The organism is Pseudomonas sp. Pseu.R1 (assembly GCF_045764065.1).
GTDB lineage: Bacteria > Pseudomonadota > Gammaproteobacteria > Pseudomonadales > Pseudomonadaceae > Aquipseudomonas.
Map to the genome: position 1 here is coordinate 2,818,615 of NZ_JBJGEE020000001.1, position 23,912 is coordinate 2,842,526.

General features: G+C 60.0%; 21 protein-coding genes and 1 pseudogene. 14 read left to right on the forward strand and 8 right to left on the reverse strand.

Translation table 11 applies throughout. The features are described from left to right. Nucleotides 1-62: 62 nt before the first annotated feature. Nucleotides 63-1,715: an acyl-CoA dehydrogenase family protein gene (locus ACI5GA_RS13025; RefSeq protein ID WP_421422957.1), complete on the reverse strand. Its 1,653-nt coding sequence runs from the start codon at nt 1,713-1,715 to the stop codon at nt 63-65. 75 nt (nt 1,716-1,790) lie between these two features. After that, complete coding sequence (locus ACI5GA_RS13030; protein ID WP_404634183.1) at nt 1,791-3,758, reverse strand: sensor histidine kinase; 1,968 nt, start codon at nt 3,756-3,758, stop codon at nt 1,791-1,793. Between the two features lie 334 nt (nt 3,759-4,092). On the opposite strand from ACI5GA_RS13030, the gene ACI5GA_RS13035 reads away from it, so the two are divergent. The 4 genes from ACI5GA_RS13035 (at nt 4,093) to ACI5GA_RS13050 (ending at nt 7,780) form a co-directional block, all read left to right on the forward strand. Beyond that, nucleotides 4,093-4,890, forward strand: a complete 798-nt coding sequence (locus ACI5GA_RS13035) for a hydroxymethylpyrimidine/phosphomethylpyrimidine kinase (protein ID WP_404634185.1) — start codon at nt 4,093-4,095, stop codon at nt 4,888-4,890. A gap of 24 nt (nt 4,891-4,914) precedes the next feature. Next, on the forward strand, nt 4,915-5,541 hold the full coding sequence (gene thiE / locus ACI5GA_RS13040; RefSeq protein WP_404634187.1) for a thiamine phosphate synthase: 627 nt from the start codon (nt 4,915-4,917) through the stop codon (nt 5,539-5,541). Between the two features lie 50 nt (nt 5,542-5,591). Next, entirely contained in the window at nt 5,592-6,875 is a 1,284-nt protein-coding gene (gene hemL / locus ACI5GA_RS13045; protein ID WP_421422958.1) for a glutamate-1-semialdehyde 2,1-aminomutase, read from the forward strand. Nucleotides 6,876-7,216: 341 nt separating this feature from the next. Continuing rightward, a complete protein-coding gene (locus tag ACI5GA_RS13050) occupies nt 7,217-7,780 on the forward strand; it encodes a tetratricopeptide repeat protein (RefSeq protein WP_404634191.1) in 564 nt (187 codons plus the stop codon). Between the two features lie 9 nt (nt 7,781-7,789). Here the strand turns inward: ACI5GA_RS13050 and ACI5GA_RS13055 are convergent, their stop codons facing one another. Next, complete coding sequence (locus tag ACI5GA_RS13055; protein WP_404634193.1) at nt 7,790-8,116, reverse strand: DUF1820 family protein; 327 nt, start codon at nt 8,114-8,116, stop codon at nt 7,790-7,792. Between the two features lie 133 nt (nt 8,117-8,249). Here ACI5GA_RS13055 and miaB point away from each other — a divergent pair, with 133 nt between their 5' ends. The 5 genes from miaB to lnt all read left to right on the forward strand — a co-directional run bounded on the left by miaB (nt 8,250) and on the right by lnt (nt 13,723). Then, nucleotides 8,250-9,578: a tRNA (N6-isopentenyl adenosine(37)-C2)-methylthiotransferase MiaB gene (miaB, locus tag ACI5GA_RS13060; protein WP_421422959.1), complete on the forward strand. Its 1,329-nt coding sequence runs from the start codon at nt 8,250-8,252 to the stop codon at nt 9,576-9,578. 247 nt (nt 9,579-9,825) lie between these two features. After that, the gene (locus ACI5GA_RS13065; RefSeq protein WP_421422960.1) at nt 9,826-10,833 is read left to right on the forward strand and encodes a PhoH family protein; all 1,008 of its coding nucleotides are present in this window, start codon (nt 9,826-9,828) and stop codon (nt 10,831-10,833) included. Next, a complete protein-coding gene (gene ybeY, locus ACI5GA_RS13070) occupies nt 10,826-11,326 on the forward strand; it encodes an rRNA maturation RNase YbeY (RefSeq protein WP_404634199.1) in 501 nt (166 codons plus the stop codon). Before ACI5GA_RS13065 ends, ybeY begins: the two co-directional genes overlap by 8 nt. A 5-nt stretch (nt 11,327-11,331) precedes the next feature. Continuing rightward, on the forward strand, nt 11,332-12,174 hold the full coding sequence (locus tag ACI5GA_RS13075; RefSeq protein WP_421422961.1) for an HlyC/CorC family transporter: 843 nt from the start codon (nt 11,332-11,334) through the stop codon (nt 12,172-12,174). 28 nt (nt 12,175-12,202) lie between these two features. Continuing rightward, nucleotides 12,203-13,723, forward strand: coding sequence for an apolipoprotein N-acyltransferase (gene lnt, locus ACI5GA_RS13080; RefSeq protein ID WP_421422962.1), 1,521 nt, complete (start codon nt 12,203-12,205; stop codon nt 13,721-13,723). Nucleotides 13,724-13,959: 236 nt separating this feature from the next. Here the strand turns inward: lnt and ACI5GA_RS13085 are convergent, their stop codons facing one another. Next, nucleotides 13,960-14,721, reverse strand: coding sequence for a YdcF family protein (locus tag ACI5GA_RS13085; RefSeq protein ID WP_404634203.1), 762 nt, complete (start codon nt 14,719-14,721; stop codon nt 13,960-13,962). Between the two features lie 86 nt (nt 14,722-14,807). Next, entirely contained in the window at nt 14,808-15,191 is a 384-nt protein-coding gene (locus ACI5GA_RS13090; RefSeq protein WP_404634205.1) for a hypothetical protein, read from the reverse strand. Between the two features lie 292 nt (nt 15,192-15,483). On the opposite strand from ACI5GA_RS13090, the gene leuS reads away from it, so the two are divergent. From leuS to ACI5GA_RS13115, 5 genes and pseudogenes are all read left to right on the forward strand, one after another. After that, complete coding sequence (gene leuS / locus ACI5GA_RS13095; RefSeq protein WP_404634207.1) at nt 15,484-18,090, forward strand: leucine--tRNA ligase; 2,607 nt, start codon at nt 15,484-15,486, stop codon at nt 18,088-18,090. A gap of 89 nt (nt 18,091-18,179) precedes the next feature. Next, nucleotides 18,180-18,785 (forward strand): LPS assembly lipoprotein LptE, encoded by a 606-nt coding sequence (lptE, locus tag ACI5GA_RS13100; protein ID WP_421422963.1) that lies wholly within the window; start codon nt 18,180-18,182, stop codon nt 18,783-18,785. A 42-nt stretch (nt 18,786-18,827) separates the two neighbouring features. Beyond that, complete coding sequence (gene holA / locus ACI5GA_RS13105; protein WP_421422964.1) at nt 18,828-19,865, forward strand: DNA polymerase III subunit delta; 1,038 nt, start codon at nt 18,828-18,830, stop codon at nt 19,863-19,865. 224 nt (nt 19,866-20,089) lie between these two features. Continuing rightward, nucleotides 20,090-20,248, forward strand: coding sequence for an alternative ribosome rescue factor ArfA (arfA, locus tag ACI5GA_RS13110; protein WP_404634213.1), 159 nt, complete (start codon nt 20,090-20,092; stop codon nt 20,246-20,248). A gap of 277 nt (nt 20,249-20,525) precedes the next feature. Continuing rightward, nucleotides 20,526-21,671: pseudogene (locus tag ACI5GA_RS13115) on the forward strand (lytic murein transglycosylase); the annotation flags it as partial. A gap of 234 nt (nt 21,672-21,905) precedes the next feature. Here ACI5GA_RS13115 and lipA read toward each other — a convergent pair. From lipA to ACI5GA_RS13130, 3 genes are read right to left on the reverse strand one after another with little or no spacing between them, the layout of a single operon-like run. Then, on the reverse strand, nt 21,906-22,946 hold the full coding sequence (gene lipA, locus ACI5GA_RS13120) for a lipoyl synthase (protein WP_404634215.1): 1,041 nt from the start codon (nt 22,944-22,946) through the stop codon (nt 21,906-21,908). A 1-nt stretch (nt 22,947) separates the two neighbouring features. Then, nucleotides 22,948-23,595, reverse strand: a complete 648-nt coding sequence (gene lipB, locus ACI5GA_RS13125; RefSeq protein WP_404634217.1) for a lipoyl(octanoyl) transferase LipB — start codon at nt 23,593-23,595, stop codon at nt 22,948-22,950. Next, complete coding sequence (locus tag ACI5GA_RS13130) at nt 23,595-23,870, reverse strand: DUF493 domain-containing protein (RefSeq protein ID WP_404634219.1); 276 nt, start codon at nt 23,868-23,870, stop codon at nt 23,595-23,597. Before ACI5GA_RS13130 ends, lipB begins: the two co-directional genes overlap by 1 nt. Nucleotides 23,871-23,912 lie beyond the last annotated feature (42 nt).

Below are 23,912 nucleotides of genomic sequence, written 5' to 3' on the forward strand. Positions count from 1 at the left end.
CAACAGCGGGCGAAGGCACGAACTGATGCGACCAGCACCGCATATCCTTGTAGGTGCGTGCGTTAATCAGACAAATGTGGTGAAGATCTGGCCACCAACGCCTCGACGTCCACCCCACGCGGCAGCGCACCATATACCCGCCCCGGCTGTTCGATGCGCCCGGCGATGAATCCGTCACTGACCACCGAATTCCCCGCCTCCAGCAGCAACTTGGCCTGTAGTGCAACGGCGATGTCTTCGGTCAACTGGCGGGCGCGGTACTGAATGTCCGCCGTGTCTGTAAACGCCACTTTCAGCCGTTCGATGTGTCGGGCCAGCCGCTTGTCGCCATGGCCATCGCCCAACTCGTCGAACAGCGCATCCAGCACGCCCGGCTCCTTGGACAACGCCCGCAGCACGTCCAGACACTGCACATTGCCCGAGCCTTCCCATATCGAGTTGACCGGCGCTTCCCGGTACAAGCGCGGCAAAATCGTATCTTCGACATACCCCGCGCCACCCATGCACTCGGCCGCCTCGTTGATCATCGCGGGGGCGCGTTTGCAGATCCAGTATTTACCCACCGCCGTCACCAGCCGGGCGAAACGCGCTTCGTGGGCATCGCCCAGACGCTCCAGCGAACGCCCCATGCGCAGACTCAATGCCAGCGCCGCCTCGCTTTCCAGCGCCAGATCCGCCAGCACGTTTTGCATCAACGGCTGCTCGCTCAATACACGTCCGCTGACACTGCGATGTGCGCAATGATGCGCCGCCTGGGTCAGCGCCTGACGCATTAATGCGCTGGAGCCGGTCATGCAATCGAAGCGGGTCATGGCCACCATTTCGATAATGGTCGGAACGCCGCGCCCCTCCTCACTCACCATCCAGGCCAACGCGCCGCGAAACTCGACTTCACTGGAGGCGTTCGACCAATTGCCCAGTTTGTTCTTCAAGCGCTGTATGTAGAACTCGTTGCGGGTGTCGTCCGGGCGATGGCGCGGCAGCAGGAAACAGGTCAGGCCTTTGTCAGTCTGTGCCAGGGTCAGGAAGGCATCGCACATCGGCGCGGAACAGAACCACTTGTGGCCGACCAATTCGTAAGCCTGACCGGGGCCTGGCTGGCCCACCGGGTAAGCGCGTGTCGTGTTGGCGCGCACGTCGGTACCGCCCTGTTTTTCGGTCATGGCCATGCCGATGGTCGCCCCCGCTTTGTGGGCGATGCCAACGTTGCGGGGGTCGTATTGCGTGGCGAGAATTTTCGGCAGCCAGACCTCAGCCAGATCGGGTTGCAGCCTGAGCGCAGGCACGCTGGCGAAGGTCATGGTCAACGGGCAACCGCTGCCCGCTTCGGCCTGGGAATGCAGATAGCTCATAGACGCCCGGGCCACGTGCGCGCCCTCGCGAGCGTCGGTCCAGGGCAATGATGGGATGCCGTGCTCGACGGCGGTTTGCATCAGTTGATGGTAAGCCGGGTGAAATTCCACCAGATCGATGCGGTGCCCGTAGCGATCATGGCTGGCGAACACGGGCTTGTTCTGATTGGCGAGAAACCCCGCTTCCATCAACGGACCACCGGCGAGCGCGCCGTATGCATCGATTCTCGACTCGGCCCAGCCAGCGCCAAATCGCCGGGCCCACTCCTGCAACGGCAGGTCGATGCGGTAGAGGTTGGTGCCGTCCAGCGATGGCGGCTGGTTGGTGACCTCGTGGGTCTCGGCGAACTGATGCAGGTTCATGGAGGGCTCCGGTCCGTTCGGCAGATAAGCGCCAGTGAAACACGCACCCGAACCCGAAAAAAGCGCCATAGACGACTAAATCACGGCGCTTTTGCCCTCTTTAGCGCGCTCCATTTCCACGCTCAAACGGAACTGGCTGCCATTACCCGGTTCGGACTGATGGCTCAGACGACCGCCCTGCAACTCGATCAACTGCCGACAGATTGCCAGCCCGATGCCCAGCCCGCCGTATTCCCGGGTCATGGAGCCGTCCACCTGATAGAAATTGGCGTAGAGGGTTTCTTCGTCCAGCCGGTTGAAGCCAATGCCCGTGTCGATCACGTCAACCAGCAGCCGCACCTGTCGATCATCGGTGCAATGACCGCTGACTCTAATACGGATCGACCCGGCCTTGGTGAACTTGATGGCGTTATCCATCAGGCAGTCCAGACACTGACGCAATCTGAAGGCATCGCCGTGCAGGCCGTCGGGCAGACTTGCGTCCATATCGATGTTCAGCGAAAGCGATTTGGCTCGCGCCAGAGGCTCGAAGGTGCTACGGACCTGGAACAGCAGATGACGCAGGCTGAACGTCGCGTTCTGTACCGCAATGCGCCCGGCCTGAAGCTCGGTCAAGGTCAGAATTCCGTTGACGATGCCCATCATGTTTTGCGCAGATTCCGCCGCTGTCTGGCGATACAGTTCCATTTCGCCCTCATCGCCGTCCATTTGCATCAGCTCAAGAGAGCCGATCACGCCGTTCATCGGTGTGCGCAGTTCATGGGTCAATGTGGCAAGGAACTCGTCTTTCAGGCGATTGCTGACCGCCAATTGCTGATTGAGCTTTTCAAGGTCGCGACTCGACTGAGCCAGAATCTGGGCCTCGCGATCGCGCATGGTGTTGATGCGATCCGCCAGCGCCAGAGACAGCAGCGCCACTTCCACCACCGAACCGATCTGGCTGGCGTACATGGTCCAGAAATTGTTCGGCAGGTGGCCGAGCAACATGGTGGCGTTGATCACCCCGCCCAGCAGAAAGGCGGACCAGGCAAAGATGAAATAGCGCGCCACACGACGCCCCTTGAGCCACGCCACCACACCAATCAACAGAATCACCGGGGTGAACACCAGCACCAACGCGGTGACCAGCCGCAGCGCGATGCCGTAGTCCATGCACAGCGACAGGACCATGATCACCGCCGCGCAGGCCATCATCAGCCACAGTGGCGCATCCAGCCACCACCCCAGACGCGAGGTTTGCAGGAACTTGCGGGCGAACTGGCTGGCGAAGAGGATCGCCGCCGCAATCAGAAAGGTCGTGGAGGTGTTGGCCCACCAGGGGTTGTCAGGCCAGAAATACTCGATCCCCGCGCCATTCACCGACACTTGATACAGGCCGAAACAGGTGATGTAGAGGATGTAATAGAAGTAACTGGTGTCTCGGATGCTCAGATAGATGAACAGGTTGTAGACCAGCATGACCACCAGCACGCCGTAGATCATGCCGAGAATGTATAGCCTCGCGGGTTGTTCTTCGATGTAGGCGTGGCTGGACCACAGATTAAGAGGCGCCTGCACCGAGCCATGACTGGCCACCCGGATATAGGCCGTCTTGGTGTCATGGGGTTGAAGATTCAGATCGAAAAGGTAGTTGTTCTGTTTTATCTGACGGCTGGAGAACGGCAGCATGTCGCCGGTCTGCCAGGTCAGGCTTGGCGAGACACCATCACTGGCCAGGTACAGATCCACGTGATCCATCGGCGGGTAGGCCAGCTCCAACAACCAGTCGGCGGAGGCCACCGGATTGAGCGGCCGATAGGTCAAATCCACTTTCAGCCAGTACGCCGAGCGCGAATAGCCGGCATTCAGGGAACTGGCGTCCAGCGCATGAAACTTCGCCAGCCCCGAGGCTGACGACACCTCTTCAATGGTCGCCTCGCCAGTCGGGTCCTCGAACACCATCGTTGCCCGCCCCAATGGCAATGTGCGCGTGTGCTCGTCGAAATCCAGCGCGCTGGCCAGCGTCGGCAAGAGAACCAACAGCAACGTCAGAAATATACGCATGAGAGACCGCCCGCTTGATTGTGGGCGGCGTAGTGAATCCCCCAGTCCATTGGAGACGACATTTCAATCCGGGCAGCCCCGGCCAACTGGGTTAACGGGCAACGCACTTGCATTCACTCTTATGGAGGGGAAACAGAATCTGACCGAAAGCATAGCTTTTGATAGCTAGATGACACCATCTAAATCGTCACATTCCAAGCTTTCGTGAGTCTTTCATGACGATCGGCATGTACCAACCTGAAACCACCGGGCTAGAGCGGTCCCATCCTAATCCGCGAAATTTCCCCCAGCGACCAGCGGTCCGGCAAAAACTTTAGTGGTAAGCTCGCGCACCATGAATATCTATAGCTCCCGCCCCGTTGTCCTCTGTCTCTCCGGCCACGACCCCAGTGGCGGCGCCGGTCTGCAGGCAGATATAGAAGCCCTGCTCGCTCAGGGTTGCCATGCCGCGCCTGCGGTTACCGCATTGACGGTGCAAGACACCGTGAACGTCACTGACTTCCGGGTGCTGGACCGCGAGTGGGTATTGGCGCAAGCCAACGCCGTGCTCAACGATTCGAGCGTTGCAGCCGTGAAGCTGGGCATGCTCGGTTCGCTGGAAATGGTCGACACCGTTGTCGAACTGCTACAGGCCCATCCGCACTTGCCACTGGTCTGCGACCCGGTTCTGCGTGCAGGTGGCGGCGGTCGTCTGGGCAAGGATGAAGTGGGTTACGCCATGCGCGAACGCCTGCTGCCGCTGGCGACCATCGCCACGCCGAACCTGCCCGAAGCGCGCATTCTGGCCGAACTGCCGGAAGGCACCGCAGACGAATGTGCGGAAAAACTGCTGCCGTTCTGCGAACACCTGCTGATCACCGGCGGGCATGGCGACGAACACGAAGTCCACAACCGCCTCTACATCCGCAACGGCCAGTCACGCACCTTCACCTGCCAGCGTTTGCCGGGCAGCTACCACGGCTCAGGTTGCACACTGGCCAGCGCCTTGGCGGGTCGGCTGGCCCTTGGGCAGGACGTGATCAGCGCCGTGGAAACCGCGCTGGACTACACTTGGCGCACGTTGCGCGACGCCGAACAACTGGGCAAAGGCCAGTTCGTTCCCCGTCGTCTGCCGCTGGATTTTTGCTCGTAACGCCACGAACAAGAGGCACCCCTGATGAAACTGCGTGGCTTGTACGCCGTTACCGACAGCCAACTGTTGGCCGGAAAATTCCTGTCTTACGTCGAAGCCGCTCTCGATGGCGGCGTGACCCTGCTGCAATACCGTGACAAATCCGGTGACGAGACCCGCCGCCTGCGCGAGGCCTCGGAACTGCTGAAACTGTGCGAACGCTACAAGACCCGTCTGATCATCAACGATGACGCCGAAGTCGCCGCGCGTTTGGGCGTCGGGGTGCATTTGGGTCAGACCGACGGTTCACTGCCGGACGCCCGCGCGCTGCTGGGTCACAAGGCGATCGTCGGTGCGACCTGCCACGCCCAGCTCGAACTGGCCGAAAAAGCCAAGGCCGATGGCGCGACTTATGTGGCTTTCGGCCGCTTCTTCAATTCCAACACCAAGCCCGGCGCACCGGCGTGCAGCCTTGAGATGCTGGCCGAAGCGCGCAAGCGCATTTCGCTGCCCATCGCCGTCATTGGCGGTGTCACGCTGGAAAACGCCGCGCCCCTGGTGGCTCAGGGCGCCGACCTGCTGGCGGTGGTGCACGGCCTGTTCGGCGCAGACACCGCCCAGGAAGTCACCCGTCGCGCCCGCGCGTTCAACGATCTGTTCAAACCCGCCTGATCCTGCATCGGGCCGGTTCACCTCATTCGATTCAAACAGAGACCTCATCAATGTCCCGTTCTGAAACCCTCTTCGCCAATGCACAGAAGCACATCCCCGGTGGCGTCAACTCGCCCGTTCGCGCGTTCAAGAGCGTCGGTGGCACACCGCTGTTCTTCAAACACGCCGCTGGCGCCTACGTCACTGACGAAGACGACAAGCGTTATGTCGATTACGTAGGTTCGTGGGGTCCGATGATTCTCGGCCACAGCCATCCGGACGTGCTGGACGCGGTGCGCAAACAACTGGAACACGGCCTGTCCTATGGCGCGCCGACCGCCATGGAAACCGAGATGGCCGATCTGGTCTGCTCCATCGTGCCGTCGATGGAAATGGTGCGCATGGTCAGCTCCGGCACTGAAGCAACCATGAGCGCGATCCGTCTGGCCCGTGGTTTCACTGGCCGTGACAGCATCATCAAGTTCGAAGGTTGCTACCACGGCCACTCCGACAGCCTGCTGGTCAAGGCCGGTTCCGGCGCCCTGACCCTCGGCGTGCCAAGCTCGCCGGGCGTACCTGCCGCGTTCGCCAAACATACGCTGACCCTGCCGTTCAACGACATCGATGCGGTCAAGGCGATGCTCGCGGAAGTGGGCCAGGAAGTGGCGTGCATCATCGTCGAACCCGTGGCAGGCAACATGAACTGCGTGCCACCCGCTCCGGGTTTCCTGCAAGGCCTGCGCGAAGAATGCGACAAACATGGCGTTGTGTTGATTTTCGACGAAGTGATGACCGGCTTCCGAGTTGCCCTCGGCGGTGCGCAGGCTTACTACGGCGTCAGACCTGATCTGAGCACCTTCGGCAAGATCATCGGTGGCGGCATGCCGGTGGGCTGCTTCGGCGGCAAGCGCGAAATCATGTCCCACATCGCCCCGCTTGGCCCGGTTTACCAGGCTGGCACGCTGTCGGGCAACCCGCTGGCGATGGCCGCAGGCCTGACGACGCTGCGTCTAATCAGCCGTCCGGGTTTCCACGACGAACTGACCGCCTACACCACCCGTCTGCTGGAAGGCCTGCAACAGCGCGCCGATGCAGCGGGCATTCCGTTCACCACCACCCAAGCGGGCGGCATGTTTGGTCTGTATTTCACTGATGCAAAGAGCATCGTGACCTTCCAGGACGTGATGAGCAGCGACGCAGAGCGCTTCAAGTGCTTCTTCCATCTGATGCTGGACGGCGGCGTGTACCTGGCGCCGAGTGCATTCGAGGCCGGTTTCACCTCCATCGCCCATGGTGATGCCGAACTGCAACTCACCCTCGATGCGGCCGAGAAGGCGTTCGCCCAGTTGAAGTAACCCCGCCAGACCTTGTGGGAGCCGGCTTGCTGGCGAAAGCGCAGTGTCAGTCACTAAAAGTTTGGCTGACACGACGCCTTCGCCAGCAAGCCGGCTCCCACAATAGAGCTGCGTAACGCCTGACGCATTAACGGTTGATTTGAGTTGTTTCTGCGTTATTTTTGTTGAATCGTTATATCCGCACACCGGATTGAGCGCCTGAAGTCAGGCCCATCAAGCCCGTGCGGCAGAATTTGAGCAAAGACTTTGTAAGGTTGGCCCTGCTTATTTCATAATGCGCAGCCAGCACGTTTTAGCTGGACGGGCATGCCCGCACCTTTTTTAGAGGTAAGTCGACTTCCATGAATCGCACCGGCCGCACCCTTGCATTGGGCTGCCTGTTGCTTCTTCATCCCCTGCTGGCAAATGCAGGTGGCAACTCGTTGTTAATCCCAGCGGTGGGTCGCTGCACCCTGAATACCCAGCCAGACAACCTGCCAGCCGCGTTGGCGGCCTGCCAGCAGGCGGCGCAGAGTGGGGATGCACAAGCACAATACGAGTTGGGACAGTTCTATTACGACGGCAAGAATGCGCCGCGCGATCTCTCTCAGGCACTCACTTACTTCGAACAGGCCTCATTGCAAGGCCATGCACAGGCGCAATATCAATTGGGCCTGATGTTCTTTAAGGGCGAAGGGGTTCAGGCCAATAACATCCAGGCGTATATCGTGCTGAAGATGGCAGCGGTCAACGGTTCTGAAGATGCACTGGATCAGGCCGACGAAGTGTCCGCGCAAATGAAGAAGGAAGACCTGGACGTCGCCAGCCAAGTGCTGGGGCAAATTTTCCGCAAATATCTGCTGGAATTGCAGACCGCAGAAGGGCGCACGCCTTTCGCACCCTTCCCGGACACCAGCAAGCCCTGATCGAGCCGGTTACTTTTCCGGCATCGGCATAGGAAACGGCATGACGTTTCCGGCCGGACGCGCCTCACTGATCTTCGCCGTCCCCATCCGCTCGACTTCGTCGATACGCACGATCGAATGCATCGGCACGAAGCTGCGCACCACGCCATCGAACTGCGCCTTCAATTTCTCTTCGCTGGGATCGACCACCACCGTTGTCCGCTCACCGAAGACAAATTCCTCGACCTCCAGAAAGCCCCACAGATCGCTTTGGTAGATCTGCTTGGCGTACATCTCGTACACCTGGCCCTGGTTGAGAAAAATCACCTTGTAGATTGGAGCTTCGCGTTTGGTCATGACAGGCAGGCAATGATCGGTGTTAAAAAGGGCGCAAACTATAGCACGCCGCTCGTTAGCCAACGCTAGGAAGCCGGGGCGCGGGTCACTATAATGCGCGGTTCTTCGAATCACCTGATGAATCCGAACCCGCATGGCCAAGAAGCTTTACATCGAAACCCACGGTTGCCAGATGAACGAGTACGACAGCTCGCGCATGGTGGATCTGCTGGGCGAACATCAAGCACTGGAAGTCACCGCTCGCGCGGAAGATGCCGACGTGATCCTGCTCAATACCTGCTCGATTCGCGAACGTGCGCAAGATCGCGTGTACTCCCAGCTTGGTCGCTGGCGTGAATTGAAACTGGCGAACCCGGAGATGGTGATCGCTGTGGGCGGCTGCGTTGCCAGCCAGGAAGGCGAGGCGATCCGTGATCGCGCGCCTTATGTCGACGTGGTGTTCGGCCCTCAGACCCTGCACCGCCTGCCGGAAATGATCGACGCCGCTCGCGTGACCCGCCTGCCGCAAGTCGATATTTCATTCCCTGAAATCGAAAAATTCGACCACCTGCCCGAGCCTCGCGTCGACGGCCCGAGCGCTTATGTGTCGGTCATGGAAGGGTGCAGCAAGTACTGCACGTTCTGCGTGGTGCCTTTCACCCGTGGCGAGGAAGTCAGCCGTCCATTCGACGACGTGATCACTGAAGTTTTCCACCTCGCCGAAAATGGCGTGCGTGAAGTGACCCTGTTAGGCCAGAACGTCAACGGCTATCGCGGCACCACCCACGACGGGCGCGTGGCCGACCTGGCGGAGCTGATTCGCGTGGTCGCCGCCATCGACGGCATCGACCGCATTCGCTACACCACGTCGCACCCGTTGGAGTTTTCGGACAGCCTGATTCAGGCCCACGCCGAGGTGCCGGAGCTGGTCAAACACCTGCATTTGCCGGTGCAATCGGGCTCCGACCGCATTCTGGCGGCGATGAAACGCAACCACACCGTGCTGGAATACAAATCTCGCCTGCGCAAACTTCGCGCCGCCGTGCCGGATATCTGCATCAGCTCGGACTTCATCGTCGGCTTCCCTGGCGAGACCGAAAAAGACCACCAGCAGACGATGAAACTGGTGGAGGACGTCGGCATGGACTTCTCCTACTCCTTCGTCTACAGCCAGCGTCCCGGTACTCCGGCAGCCGATCTGGCCGACGATACCCCGGAAGAAGTCAAGAAAGAGCGCCTGAAGCAACTGCAACACCTGATCGACCGTCAGGGCTTCGAAATCAGCCGTCGCATGGCAGGCACGGTGCAGCGCATTCTTGTCACCGACTACTCGAAGAAGGACCCCGGCGAGTTGCAGGGCCGCACCGAGAACAACCGCATCGTCAACTTCCGCTGCGATAACCCCAAGGTGATCGGGCAGTTCGTTGATGTGTACATCGACAGCGCACAGCCGCACTCGCTGCGCGGGTCGTTGTTGCAATAGGAGCAGACAGCAGATCCCCCTGTGGGAGCGAATTCATTCGCGATGCGATGGTACAGCCGATGGAAATGTGTCGAATGTCCGGTCCATCGCGAATGAATTCGCTCCAACAGGAGTGACGCGTTCGACACAGCACCGCGCACGAATGACATCGGCTCTCTAACCATTAGTAAGCCAACCCTTTCGGACACTGCCGACAGGGGTTATCCTTCATTTCACCTTTATTGCCGTCGGGCGGCTAAAAACCACTTTGAACGCATCTATCGAACCTCATCGTTTCAGCCTCGAACCCATTGAGGCCCATCGCTTCGCCAACTTGTGCGGGCAATTCGACGAACACCTGCGTCTGATCGAACAGCGTCTGGACATCGAGATCCGCAACCGCGGCGGCCAGTTCGAAATGATCGGCGAGCCGAAAAAGACCACTTCGGCAGAGAACCTGCTGCGTCGGCTGTATCGGGAAACCAAGAGCACCGAACTGTCCCCGGACATGGTTCACCTGTTTCTACAAGAGTCCGGCGTCGAAGAGCTGGACAATCACCCTGCCGCCGACGCTGGCGTGGCGCTTCGCACGAAAAAAGGCATGATTCGCCCACGCGGCCTGAACCAGCAGCGCTATGTAAAAGAAATCCTCGGCAACGACATCAACTTCGGCATCGGCCCGGCCGGTACGGGTAAAACGTACCTGGCAGTGGCGGCTGCGGTCGATGCGCTGGAGCGCGAGCAGATTCGCCGCATCCTGCTGGTTCGCCCGGCAGTCGAGGCAGGCGAAAAGCTCGGTTTCCTGCCAGGCGACCTGGCGCAGAAAATTGACCCGTATCTGCGACCACTCTACGACGCACTGTACGAGATGCTCGGCTTCGAATACGTCGCCAAGCTGATCGAGAAGCAGGTGATCGAAGTCGCACCGCTGGCCTACATGCGCGGTCGCACCCTTAATAACAGCTTCATCATTCTCGACGAGAGTCAGAACACTACCGTCGAGCAGATGAAGATGTTTCTGACCCGTATTGGCTTCGGCTCCACCGCTGTGATCACTGGTGACATTACTCAGATCGACCTGCCGCGCGGCACAAAGTCCGGTCTGACCCACGTCATCGAAGTGCTCAAGGACGTGCCGGGCATCAGCTTCACCCACTTCAAACCCAAGGACGTCGTGCGCCACCCGCTGGTGCAACGCATCGTCGAAGCCTACGAGCGCTTCGAAGCGAGCCACGCCGAACAGCAGCCTGCACGGGATTACCGCCGCGATGCTTGAGCTGGATCTGCAAGTCGCGAGTGAAGCCAGCGCCCCCAGCGAAGCTCAGTTCCGCCTCTGGTGTGAAATGGGCCTGCGCCAGCGCACGGCTGACTCGGAAATGACCATCCGGCTGGTCGACGAACCCGAAGGCCGGGAACTGAATCACACGTGGCGTCACAAAGACTACGCCACCAATGTGCTGTCCTTTCCTGCCGAAGTCCCCGATGAACTCCTCGACATCCCGTTACTGGGCGATCTGGTCATCTGCGTCCCGGTGGTCGCGCGTGAAGCGGCCGAGCAAGGCAAGGCGCTGGATGCACACTGGGCGCATCTGGTGATTCACGGCTGTCTGCATTTGCTCGGCTACGATCACGTCGACGACGATGAAGCCGAGGAAATGGAAGCGCTGGAACGGGAGTTGCTTGCAGAGCTGGGCTATCCCGATCCCTACGCCGACGATGAACTCGTCGACACACCATCTACAGAAACACCAGGCAAGGACCACGAGTAAGGGCTATGAGCGAAGACCGATCGAGCAACGGGCAAAAGTCATGGTTGGGCAAACTGACCCAGGCATTTGCCCATGAGCCGAAAAACCGCCAGGAGCTGCTTGAGCTGCTGCGCGAAGCCCATCAGAACAAGCTGCTGGACAGCGAAGCACTGGCCATTGTCGAAGGCGCCATTCAGGTCGCTGACTTGCAGGTGCGCGACATCATGGTGCCGCGCTCGCAGATGATCAGCATCAAGGCCAGCCAGAGCCCTCGTGAATTCCTGCCTGCCGTGATCGATTCGGCGCACTCGCGCTACCCGGTCATCGGCGAAAGTCACGACGACGTGCTCGGCGTGCTGCTGGCCAAAGACCTGCTGCCTCTGATCCTCAAGGACAACGGCGGCGCAGGCGACGTCAAGAACCTGCTGCGTCCGGCGACCTTCGTGCCGGAATCCAAGCGCCTCAATGTGCTGCTGCGTGAATTCCGCGCCAACCATAACCACATGGCCATCGTCATCGACGAATACGGTGGTGTTGCGGGCCTTGTGACCATCGAGGACGTGCTGGAGCAGATCGTTGGCGACATCGAAGACGAGCACGACGTCGAGGAAGACAGCTACATCAAACCGCTGCCCAGCGGCGACTTCCTGATCAAGGCGCTGACGCCGATCGAGAGCTTCAACGAGTTTTTCGACAGCGAATTCTCCGATGACGAATTCGACACCGTGGGCGGTCTGGTGATGAACGCGTTCGGGCATTTGCCCAAACGTAACGAAATCACCGAAATCGGCGCGTATCGTTTCCGCATTCTGAATGCTGACAGCCGTCGTATTCATCTGCTGCGCCTGAGCCCGATCTCCCGCTCGTAACGTCGTATCCCGTAAAAAAGGAATGAAAATGCGCTGGATCACTCGCCCCGGCTGGCCCGGTAACCTGCTGGCCGTGGCGGCTGGCGCACTGACCACCCTGGCCCTTGCGCCGTTCGATATCTGGCCACTGGCGATTGTCGCGCTGGTGGTCTTCTACCTTGGGCTGCGCGACCTGAAACCACGGCAGGCGTTGTGGCGCGGCTGGTCCTACGGCTTCGGCATGTTCGGCGGCGGGACGAGCTGGATCTACGTCAGCATCCACACTTACGGCGAAGCCCCGGTGTGGCTGGCGTGCTTCCTGATGGTGCTGTTCTGCGCGTCGGTGGCGTTCTTCTTCGCCCTGCCCGCCTTTTTGTGGGCGCGCTGGATTCGTCGTAACGAAGCGCCGTTGGCCGACGCCCTCGCCTTCGCCGCATTCTGGTTTGGTCAGGAAATGTTTCGTGGCTGGTTCCTGACCGGCTTCCCTTGGCTTTATTCCGGTTACAGCCAGCTCGATGGCCCCTTGAAAGGCCTCGCGCCATTGGGTGGCATGTGGCTGATCTCCTTCAGTCTCGCCTTGACCGCCGCCCTGCTTTGCAACCTGCCACGGCTGCGCGCTCGCAAAAGCTTTCTCGCCGCAGGCGTCGCTCTGCTGCTGGCGCCTTGGGGCATCGGCCTGAGCCTGAAAAACCACGCATGGACCGAGCCGTCCGGCACGCCGCTGAAAGTCGCGGCCATGCAAGGCAACGTCGAACAAAGCATGAAATGGGACCCGGCTGCGCTCAATGCACAACTGGCCCTGTACCGCGACATGACGTTCACCTCGCAGAAAGCCGACCTGATCATCTGGCCGGAAACTGCGGTGCCGGTGCTCAAGGAGTCGGTTGAAGGCTATTTGTCGGTGATGGGCAAATTCGCCGCCGACCGCGACTCGGCCCTGATCACAGGCGTCCCCCTGCGGCAGAAAACCGGGCGCGGCGAGTACCGTTACTACAACGCCATCACCGTGACCGGCGAAGGAGATGGCACCTACTTGAAGCAGAAGCTGGTGCCATTCGGTGAATACGTGCCTTTGCAGGATGTATTGCGCGGGCTGATCACGTTCTTCGATCTGCCCATGTCGGATTTCGCCAGAGGCCCTGCCGATCAGGCCTTGTTGCAGGCCAAGGGTTATCAGATCGCACCGTTCATTTGCTACGAGGTGGTCTACCCGGAGTTTGCCGCCGGACTCTCTGCCCAGAGCGATTTGTTGCTGACGGTGAGCAATGACACCTGGTTCGGCACCTCGATTGGTCCCTTGCAGCACCTGCAAATGGCGCAAATGCGCGCGCTGGAAGCCGGCCGCTGGATGATCCGCGCCACCAACAACGGCGTCAGCGCGTTGATCGATCCGTTCGGCCAGATCACCACCACCGTCCCGCAGTTCCAGCGTGCAGTGATGTATGGCGAGGTTACGCCTATGCACAAACTCACGCCTTACCTGCACTGGCGTTCGTGGCCGCTGATCATTCTGTCGGTGCTCTTGATTGGCTGGGCGCTGCTGGCGAGCCGGATTGCCAAGACGGTTTGACACAAGGCTCGACTACAACACCAATCCCTGTGGGAGATTCCATGTTGCCTGATCAACGGCTTTCGCCACCCAGTTGGCTCCCACGAGGATCGCGCCGAGCCTAAATCTCGTGTCCGACGCAGAAACTGTGGGAGCCGGCTTGGTGGCGATTGCGATATGTCAGTCAATGCTGCTTTGATTGACCCAGCACTTTCGCCGGCAAGCCGGACTGCTACAGGTGATCTGCGTAGTTTCGATCAGCGATAAAACAACCGATACCCCACCAGCCCCGCCGCTTCATTCAGCAACTGCCCACTCTGCCAGACAGCTTTAGCCTCAGGCGTCCAGCCACCGAATGGCCGGGCATTGTCGACACTCAAAAAACCGACCGGTGCAGGCACCACTTCAAAACCCGCCTTCTCGAAACTCCAGACCGAACGCGGCATGTGCCAGGCCTGCGTCACCACGACCACACGCTTGATGCCCTGCGGCAGCAGAGTCGCCGCGCTCATCGTCGCGTTTTCCCACGTCGTCCGGCTTTCACCCTCTTGCCAGCGCACCGTTACGCCAAAGTCATCTCGCAACGAGTCAGCCATGATAGCGGCTTCGCTCGGAGGCTCGCCATAATGCAAACCACCCGTAGTCAGAATCGGCAGGCCCGATGCCTTCGACAAACGAGCGGCATAGCGCAGGCGCTCAAGCGCAACACCGGTCGGAATATCCGCCCCCCAGCTCGGGTCGTTGCGCTCACGCCCCGAACCCAATACCACGATAGCGTCAGCGCGCTGCGCCAAGGTTGCCCATTCGCTCCGCGAAAGAGGCGGAACGCTTTCAATACCTTTAGCCGACCATTCGACGACAACCGGCAGACTCATTGCGGTCAGCCCCAACAACCCCACACAAAACAACAGGCGGGCCAGACGTGGCCGGGCATTTCTCAGCCACCAGGCAAACAGCAAGAGCAGCAGAAAGATGCCCGGCGGCAAAAGAATATTTTTGATGAAATATCGAACAGGCATCGGGCATCTCCAGAAGATGCCCGAAGCCTAATGGGAATGACACTAAGCAACAATGCTTAATCAGACGGGACTGACACCCGTAATCGTTACCGCTTGAAATGTTTGCTGGAACTGTAGCGACTCAACTTTGCCGACACCTTGGCGCGACGTTGATCCTTCAGCCAGATGACATTGGCCGCTGGACGCGGGGCGCGGAACGGCTCCGAAGGCTCCCGTGAAGTGTTGGAACTGCCCTTCTTTACGATGTTCGGTGTTTCCTCTTTTACGACGGCCTCATGTTTTTCGTTGCGATCCAGATACGCCTCGATCAACTGAAATTCGGCGTGGCTCAAGCCACGCAACTCCAGTTCAAGAGGATGTTCATCACGAAGCCGGACTGCTGTTTTCGCCATATCCAGGGCCAGCCCCAGACGATCAATCAAACGGTCATACAGATCAGGATTCTTTACTTGGTGCCGCAGCTCTGCCATCCGTTCACCTCACTGAAGATAAACTCATACCCTCGTCAATGAGCTTAGCGGCACTGCGAAAACCGGCGCGATGCCGCGACCAACGGCGGGCGGGGCTTGCGGGCATGTAATCAGGGTTTCCCTAGGCAGTCTGCCCTCATGTATGCTACGGCGCTTCTTGTCATTCCACTTCCGCTCACCCGGACACAAATACACCGCGTCACCGAACGGCCTTGCCCGAACAGCGATGCCCAACCGGTCCGGGAATGCAGCGAAGCGGTCAAGGGTCACCAATCTCTAGTCAAAAGTAGCCATGCACGAACTCTATCAGCCCCGTGAAATCGAAGCCGCCGCCCAGACCTTCTGGGAAGAGCAAAAGTCGTTTGAAGTCAGCGAGCAGCCAGGCAAGGACACATACTATTGCCTGTCGATGTTCCCTTACCCCAGCGGCAAGCTACACATGGGGCACGTGCGTAACTACACCATCGGTGACGTGATCGCGCGCTATCAGCGCATGCAGGGCAAGAACGTGCTGCAACCAATGGGCTGGGACGCTTTCGGCATGCCGGCCGAAAACGCCGCGATGAAGAACAACGTCGCACCAGCCAAATGGACCTACGAAAACATTGCCTACATGAAAACCCAGCTCAAGAGCCTGGGTCTGGCGATCGACTGGTCGCGCGAAGTCACCACCTGCAAGCCTGACTACTACCGTTGGGAACAGTGGCTGTTCACTCGCCTGTTCGAAAAAGGCGTGATCTACCGCAAGAACGGCACCGTGAACTGGGACCCGGTCGACCAGACCGTTCTGGCCAACGAGCAAGTGATCGACGGGCGCGGCTGGCGCTCGGGCGCGGTGATCGAAAAACGCGAAATCCCGATGTACTACTTCAAGATCACGGCCTACGCCGATGAGCTGCTGGAGAGCCTCGACGAGCTGCCGGGCTGGCCTGAGCAGGTCAAGACCATGCAGCGCAACTGGATCGGCAAATCCCGTGGGATGGAAGTGCAGTTCCCGTACGATCAAGCCTCGATCGGCGAAGCAGGTGCACTGAAAGTCTTCACCACTCGCGCTGACACCCTGATGGGCGCGACTTACGTGGCCGTGGCCGCCGAGCACCCGCTGGCGACCCTCGCCGCGCAAAACAACCCTGAACTGCAAGCGTTCATCAACGAATGCAAGAGCGGCAGCGTCGCGGAAGCTGACGTCGCCACCCAGGAAAAGAAAGGCTTGCCGACCTCGCTGTTCGTCGAGCACCCGCTGACTGGCGAGAAGCTGCCGGTCTGGGTCGCCAACTACGTATTGATGCACTACGGCGATGGCGCGGTCATGGCCGTTCCGGCCCACGACGAGCGCGACTTCGAATTCGCCACCAAGTACAACCTGCCGATCAAATCGGTGGTGCGTACCAGCGCAGGCGATGCATCCCCTGCCCCATGGCAGGACGCCTATGGCGAGCACGGCGTGTTGATCAATTCCGGTGAGTTCGACGGCCTGGACTTCGCGGGCGCATTCGACGCCATGGAAGCCGCGCTGATCAAGAAAGAACTCGGCAAATCCCGCACTCAATTCCGCCTGCGCGACTGGGGCATCAGCCGTCAGCGCTACTGGGGCTGCCCGATTCCGATCATTCACTGCGACGCGTGCGGCGACGTGCCTGTCCCTGAAGATCAACTGCCGGTCAAACTGCCGGAAGACGTCGTACCGGATGGTGCAGGCTCGCCACTGGCGCGCATGCCTGAATTCTACGAGTGCACGTGCCCGAAATGCGGTGCACCCGCCAAACGCGAAACAGACACCATGGACACCTTCGTGGAATCGTCCTGGTACTTCGCCCGCTACGCCTCGCCTCACTACGAAGGCGGCATGGTCGACCCGAAAGCGGCCAACCACTGGCTGCCGGTCGACCAATACATCGGCGGCATCGAACACGCGATTCTGCACCTGCTGTACGCGCGTTTCTTCCACAAACTGATGCGTGACGAAGGTCTGGTCAGCTCCAACGAGCCGTTCAAGAACCTGTTGACTCAGGGCATGGTGGTCGCCGAGACCTTCTACCGTCTGGAGGCCAACGGCAGCAAAACCTGGTTCAACCCGGCCGATGTCGAATTCGAACGCGACAGCAAGGCCAAGATCATCGGCGCCAAGCTGATCGCAGACGGCCTGCCGGTGGAAATCGGCGGCATCGAGAAGATGGCCAAGTCGAAAAACAACGGCGTTGACCCGCAATCGATGATCGATCAGTACGGCGCTGACACTTGCCGTCTGTTCATGATGTTCGCCTCGCCGCCTGACATGAGCCTGGAATGGTCCGACTCGGGCGTCGAAGGCTCGCACCGTTTCCTCAAGCGCGTATGGCGTCTGGGCCAGGCCCATGTGACGGCTGGCCTGCCGGGCACACTGGACAAAGCGGCGCTGACGGACGATCAGAAAGCCATTCGCCGTTCGATTCACCTGGCCATCAAGCAAGCCGGCCAGGACGTCGGTCAGCACCACAAATTCAACACCGCCATCGCTCAGGTGATGACGCTGATGAACGTGCTGGAAAAAGCACCACAAGCATCGGAACAGGATCGCGCGCTGCTCCAGGAAGGCCTGGAAACCGTGGCTCTTTTGCTGGCCCCGATTACGCCGCACATCAGCCACCAATTGTGGAGCGCGCTGGGCCACGCCGATCCGGTCATCGACGCTGGCTGGCCTGTGGTCGACGACGCCGCGCTGGTTCAGGACTCGCTGCAACTGGTGGTACAAGTCAATGGCAAGCTGCGTGGCCACATCGAAGTGCCTGCCAGCGCCAGCCGTGAAGAGGTCGAAGCCGCTGCACGGACCAACGAAAACGTGCTGCGTTTCACCGATGGCCTGACGATCCGCAAAGTGATCGTGGTACCCGGCAAACTGGTGAACATCGTCGCCAGCTGATTGGATCAGGCGCCTGGTATCACCGGGCGCCGAATACACTTCCAGGGCTCGCAGATTCGGGCTCAAACGGATTCAAGGGGAGCAACAAGATGATCAAACGCAATCTGCTGGTTATGGGCCTCGCGGTATTGCTGAGCGCCTGCGGTTTCCAGCTGCGTGGCACTGGCACGAACGCCATCTCCATCAAGGAATTGGACGTAAGCGCTCGCGATGCCTATGGCGAAGTCGTGACGCAACTGCGTCAAACGCTGACCAACAGTGGTGTGCATGTTTACACCGGTGCGCAGTACAAGCTGTTCCTGGCCCGCGAGGATGAAACCCAACGTACGGCCAGCTACGTAGGTTCGGGCCGCTCGGCCGAATACGAACTGACCACCGTGCTCAAGTACGAAATCCACGGCAGCAAGAACGTCCTGCTGCTGGAAGACAACGTGCAGGCACAGAAAATCTTCGTACATGACGGCAACAACCTGATCGGTTCGGACCAGGAAGCCGAGCAAATCCGCAAGGAAATGCGCAGCGACCTGGTGCAAAAGATGATGGCCCGTCTGCAACTGCTGACGCCTGAACGTCTGGATGAACTGCAAGCCAAGGCCGATGCCGCAGCGCGCGCTCAAGCCGATGCTGAAGCGGCCGCTCAACGCGTTCGCGACGAGACGCCGCAGCAGTCGCCTGCCGAATTCCCGACCAAGTGACGATATCGGGGCCGGTTCGCCGGCCCCGATCTTTTCTGACCGATGAAACTCGCCCCCGCCCAACTCGCCAAGCACCTGCAAGGTGCACTTTCGCCTGTCTATGTCGTCAGCGGCGATGACCCGTTGCAATGCCAGGAAGCGTGCGACGCCATTCGCACGGCAGCACGCCAACAAGGCTTTGATGAACGACAGGTGTTCAGCGCTGACTCCAGCTTCGACTGGGGCACCCTGCTGCAAGCAGGCGCCAGCATGTCGCTGTTCGCTGAACGCCGCCTGCTGGAACTGCGCCTACCCTCTGGCAAGCCCGGTGACAAAGGCGCTGCTGCATTGCTGGAATACTGCAACCGCCCGGCTGAAGACACACTGTTGCTGATCAGCCTGCCGAAACTCGACGGCGCGGCGCAGAAAACCAAGTGGGGCAAGGCACTGGTCGAAGGGGCGCAGACGCAGTTCGTGCAAATCTGGCCAGTGGATGCCAGCCAGTTGCCGCAATGGATTCGTCAGCGTTTGTCACAATCGGGTCTGGCCGCCAGCCCTGATGCGATCGAACTGATTGCCGCGCGCGTCGAGGGCAACCTGCTGGCCGCCGCTCAGGAAGTCGAGAAGCTCAAGCTGACGGCCGAAGAGGGCCAGATCACCGTCGAAACCGTTCAGGCTGCCGTGGCCGATAGTGCGCGATTCGACGTTTTCGGTCTGACCGATGCCATCCTCAACGGCGAGGCGTCTCACGCCCTGCGCATGCTTGAAGGCTTGCGTGGTGAAGGCGTCGAACCGCCGGTGATTCTCTGGGCCTTGTCCCGCGAACTCCGAGTGCTGGCAAACCTGGCGTTGCAGTTCAGCCAGGGCGTGCCCCTGGACAAAGCCTTCAGCCAGGCCCGCCCCCCCATCTGGGACAAGCGCAAACCACTGATGAGCAAGGTACTGCAACGGCATTCGGTACGCCGCTGGAACCAGTTGCTGATGGACGCTCAGCACATTGACGCGCAGATCAAAGGTCAGGCGCCCGGTTCGGTGTGGAACAGCCTGAGCCTGTTGTCACTGCAAATGGCTGGACAGCGGCTGGCGTTGCCGTCGGAGTAACGTCCACAGAGCAACACAAATCCCCTGTAGGAGCGAATTCATTCGCGATGGCGTCGGCACAGTTGACATCATCGTTGTCTGACACCCCGTTTCGCGAATGAATTCGCTCCCACAGCAGATCACCGTCGTTTGGAACCCGTTGCTATAGCACAGATCAATTAGACCCCAACCGCAATCTGTCCCATCATCCCGCCGCGTCATACACCACCTCAGAGAACACCGCCATGAGCAAAGCCAAAAAGCGGCCGAACAAGGCCAAATCCATCATCGCCCAACCCCTGTTCCGCAGCCGCCAGGAACAACCCGCCAAGGGCAAAGGCAGCTACCGCCGCGAAGCCTTCCAGTCGAGAGATTGGGAGGCTTCTTCCGTTATGGCTGCGTGAAAACATGCCAGGTTACTGACTGGCGCCCCGCCGGCAGAGCCGACATGTTAAGGTCTGCACCTTACGGTTTTTCCCTGTGGACCCCAGAATGCCCCTTAGCTTTCCCCGTTGTTGGCATGTCCGCCAACTGATCGCCGCCTCCAGCCTTCTCGTGCTGGTCGCCTGCGCGGAGCAACCCACCGCTGCCGTCGCCACCCCGCTCCAGGCCGCCCCCATGACGGTCGCTAAGTCCGCACCAGGCATCCCCACCGCCGTCGCTCAGCCAGACGATTCCAATTTCGAAATCCAGCCCGCCATGAGCTTTGCCGAATGGCAGTCCATGTTTCGCGCTCAGGCATTGGCCGCCGGTATCCGCCCGGACGTGTTCGACCGCGCCTTCGCAGGCGTCACCCCGGACATGAGCGTGGTCAAGGCTGACCGCAGCCAGCCAGAATTCACTCGCCCTGTCTGGGAATACCTCGACGGCGCGATTTCGCCTGTGCGCGTGCGCAAAGGTCAGGCGCTGCTGACGCAATACGCCGACGTGCTGACCGCCATCGAGCAACGCTATGGCGTGGACCGTCAGGCGTTGATCGCCGTGTGGGGCATGGAAAGCAGTTTCGGGCAGTTTCAGGGCACGCAATTGGTGATTCGCTCTCTGGCGACACTGGCCTATGAAGGCCGTCGCCCGCAGTTCGCGCAGGATCAATTGATTGCCGCGTTGCAGATCATCCAGCACGGCGACATCGATGCTCAAAACATGCTGGGTTCTTGGGCCGGAGCAATGGGCCAGACGCAGTTCATTCCCACGACCTACAACACACACGCCGTGGATTTCGACGGCGATGGTCGGCGTGACATCTGGAACTCGCCCGTCGATGCCCTCGCCTCCACCGCGCATTACCTGCAAAGCTCCGGCTGGCAGAAAGGCCAGCCATGGGGCTTCGAGGTGCAATTGCGTCAGGGCTTCGACTACGCGCTGGCAGATGCCTCGACGCGCAAGAGCATCGGTGAGTGGCAGCAACTGGGTCTGAAACAGCCGAACGGCGCTGCACTGCCTGCCAATCTGTTGCAACAGCAAGCCGCCCTGCTGCTGCCAGCGGGGTACAAAGGTCCGGCTTTTCTGGTGATGGACAATTTCCGCGCGATTCTGAAGTACAACAACTCGTCGTCGTACGCACTGGGCGTCGGGCTATTGTCAGAACGCTTTAACGGTGGCGGTTACGTTATCGGCCAGTGGCCACGCGGCGACCGCCCTCTGAGCCGCTCTGAGCGTATTGAACTGCAAACCCTGCTCTCGGCCCGCCAATACGATGCGGGCGCGCCAGATGGGATCATCGGCGCCAACACGCGCAAAGCCATTCGTAGCGCTCAACAGTCATTTGGCTGGCCAGCCGATGGGTATCCGACGCAGGAGCTGCTGGAAAATCTGCGTAAGCCGTAACACCTCCCCTTTGGGAGCCGGCTTGCTGGCGAATGCGTCGTGTCAGGCACATCCTCGCTGAATGAAACACCGCATTCGCCAGCAAGCCGGCTCCCACAGGGTTCGTAGTACAGTCAGAATGCATTTCAAATAAAAAGGGCCGGATATCGCTATCCGGCCCTTTTTTGTACGCCTTCATGATCGTTCCCACGCTCGGCGTGGGAACGCAGCTCTGGGCGCTCCGCGCCCAAAACATTAGCCCGCCGTCAGCAACGACTTGGTCAGCTTGGCCTGCTCGTCCGCATGGTACGACGAACGCACTAGCGGGCCAGACGCCACGTTCTTGAAGCCCATCTTGTAACCTTCCTCGGCGAACCAGGCGAAGGTGTCAGGGTGCACAAAGCGCTGGACCGGCAGGTGGTTGCGCGACGGTTGCAGGTACTGGCCAAGGGTCAGCATGTCGATGTTGTGCTCGCGCATGCGGTGCATCACTTCGATCACTTCGTCGTCGGTCTCGCCCAGCCCCAGCATCAGGCCGGACTTGGTCGGTACGTGAGGGACCATTTCCTTGAAGCGTTGCAACAGGGTCAGCGACCACTGGTAGTCCGAACCCGGACGAGCGGCTTTGTACAGACGCGGCACGGTTTCCAGGTTGTGGTTGAACACGTCTGGCGGCGTGGCGGCAGTGATTTCCAGCGCGATGTCCATGCGGCCACGGTAGTCCGGTACCAGAGTTTCCAGCTGCACGTTCGGTGACAGCGCACGGATTTCGCGAATGCAGTCAGCAAAGTGCTGAGCGCCGCCGTCGCGCAGGTCGTCACGGTCGACCGAGGTGATCACCACATACTTGAGCTTCAGGTCAGCGATGGCAACGGCGAGGTTTTTCGGCTCGTCGACATCCAGAGGCTTCGGACGGCCATGACCGACGTCGCAAAACGGGCAGCGACGGGTGCAGATGTCGCCCATGATCATGAAGGTCGCCGTACCACCGGAGAAACACTCGCCCAGGTTCGGGCAGGACGCCTCCTCGCAAACGCTGTGCAGCTTGTGTTTGCGCAACAGGGCCTTGATGCGATCAACCTCCGGGGAAACCGGAATGCGGACGCGAATCCAGTCCGGCTTCTTCGGCAACTCCACCGTCGGGATGATCTTCACCGGGATGCGCGCCACTTTTTCCGCGCCACGCAGCTTCACGCCCGCCTCTACTTTTGGACGCGCCGCCCGCTCGGGAGTGTGCACGTTCACTGTCGGGATCAGGGTTTGCACGGCGTCGGCCGTCTCATGCGCAGTAGTCATATCAATCGATTCCGCCCGTTAGGGTCGTCTGCTCAGCGTAGTCGAGGTGTCTGACGAGCTGCGCACGCAGCCGGGCACTGACCTCGGCAAATTCAATCGGACCTGCCTGTTCGCGCAGCTGGGTCATCGCCAGCCCCGCATACCCGCAGGGATTAATCCGTTTAAACGGGGCCAGATCCATGTCGACGTTCAACGCCAGACCATGGAACGAGCAACCGTTGCGAATGCGAAGGCCCAGCGAGGCAATCTTCGCCTCGTCCACATAGACCCCCGGCGCTTCAGGCTTTGCGGCTGCCGTGACGCCATAACTGGCCAGCAGCTCGATCAGGCTGTGCTCGATCCGGGTCACCAGCTCGCGCACACCAAACCCCAAGCGACGCACATCCAGCAGCAAGTACGCTACCAGTTGGCCGGGGCCATGATAAGTCACTTGGCCACCGCGATCGACCTGTACCACCGGAATATCACCCGGAAGTAGTAGATGCTCGGGCTTTCCAGACTGTCCTTGTGTGAAAACCGGGGGGTGCTGGACCAGCCACACTTCATCCGGCGTGTCGCGACCGCGACCGTCGGTGAAGCGTTGCATGGCTTGCCAGGTGGGCTCGTAATCGATCAAGCCGAGATCGCGAAAGCCCAGACGCTCGCCCATCACAGCACCATGTGCACGAAACCTGTGGCCCGCAGCTCGCTGTTGATGTCGTACAGTTGATCCTGGCCAGTGGCGAAGATGTGCAGCTGGATAGTGGTGTACTTGCCGTTGCTGCTCTGGCGCTCGTCCACCCGCTCGTCATTGATCGTGGCGTGTTTCTTCACGATGTCGACGATCTTTTGCTTGATGTCCACAATGGTGTCGCCGATCACTTTGATCGGGTAATCCTTGCAGGGAAATTCGATTTTCGGAGCTTTAGCTTCGGTATCTGTCATGGCAGTAACGGCCTCGTAAGCCGGAAAACGGACAGGCCCCTG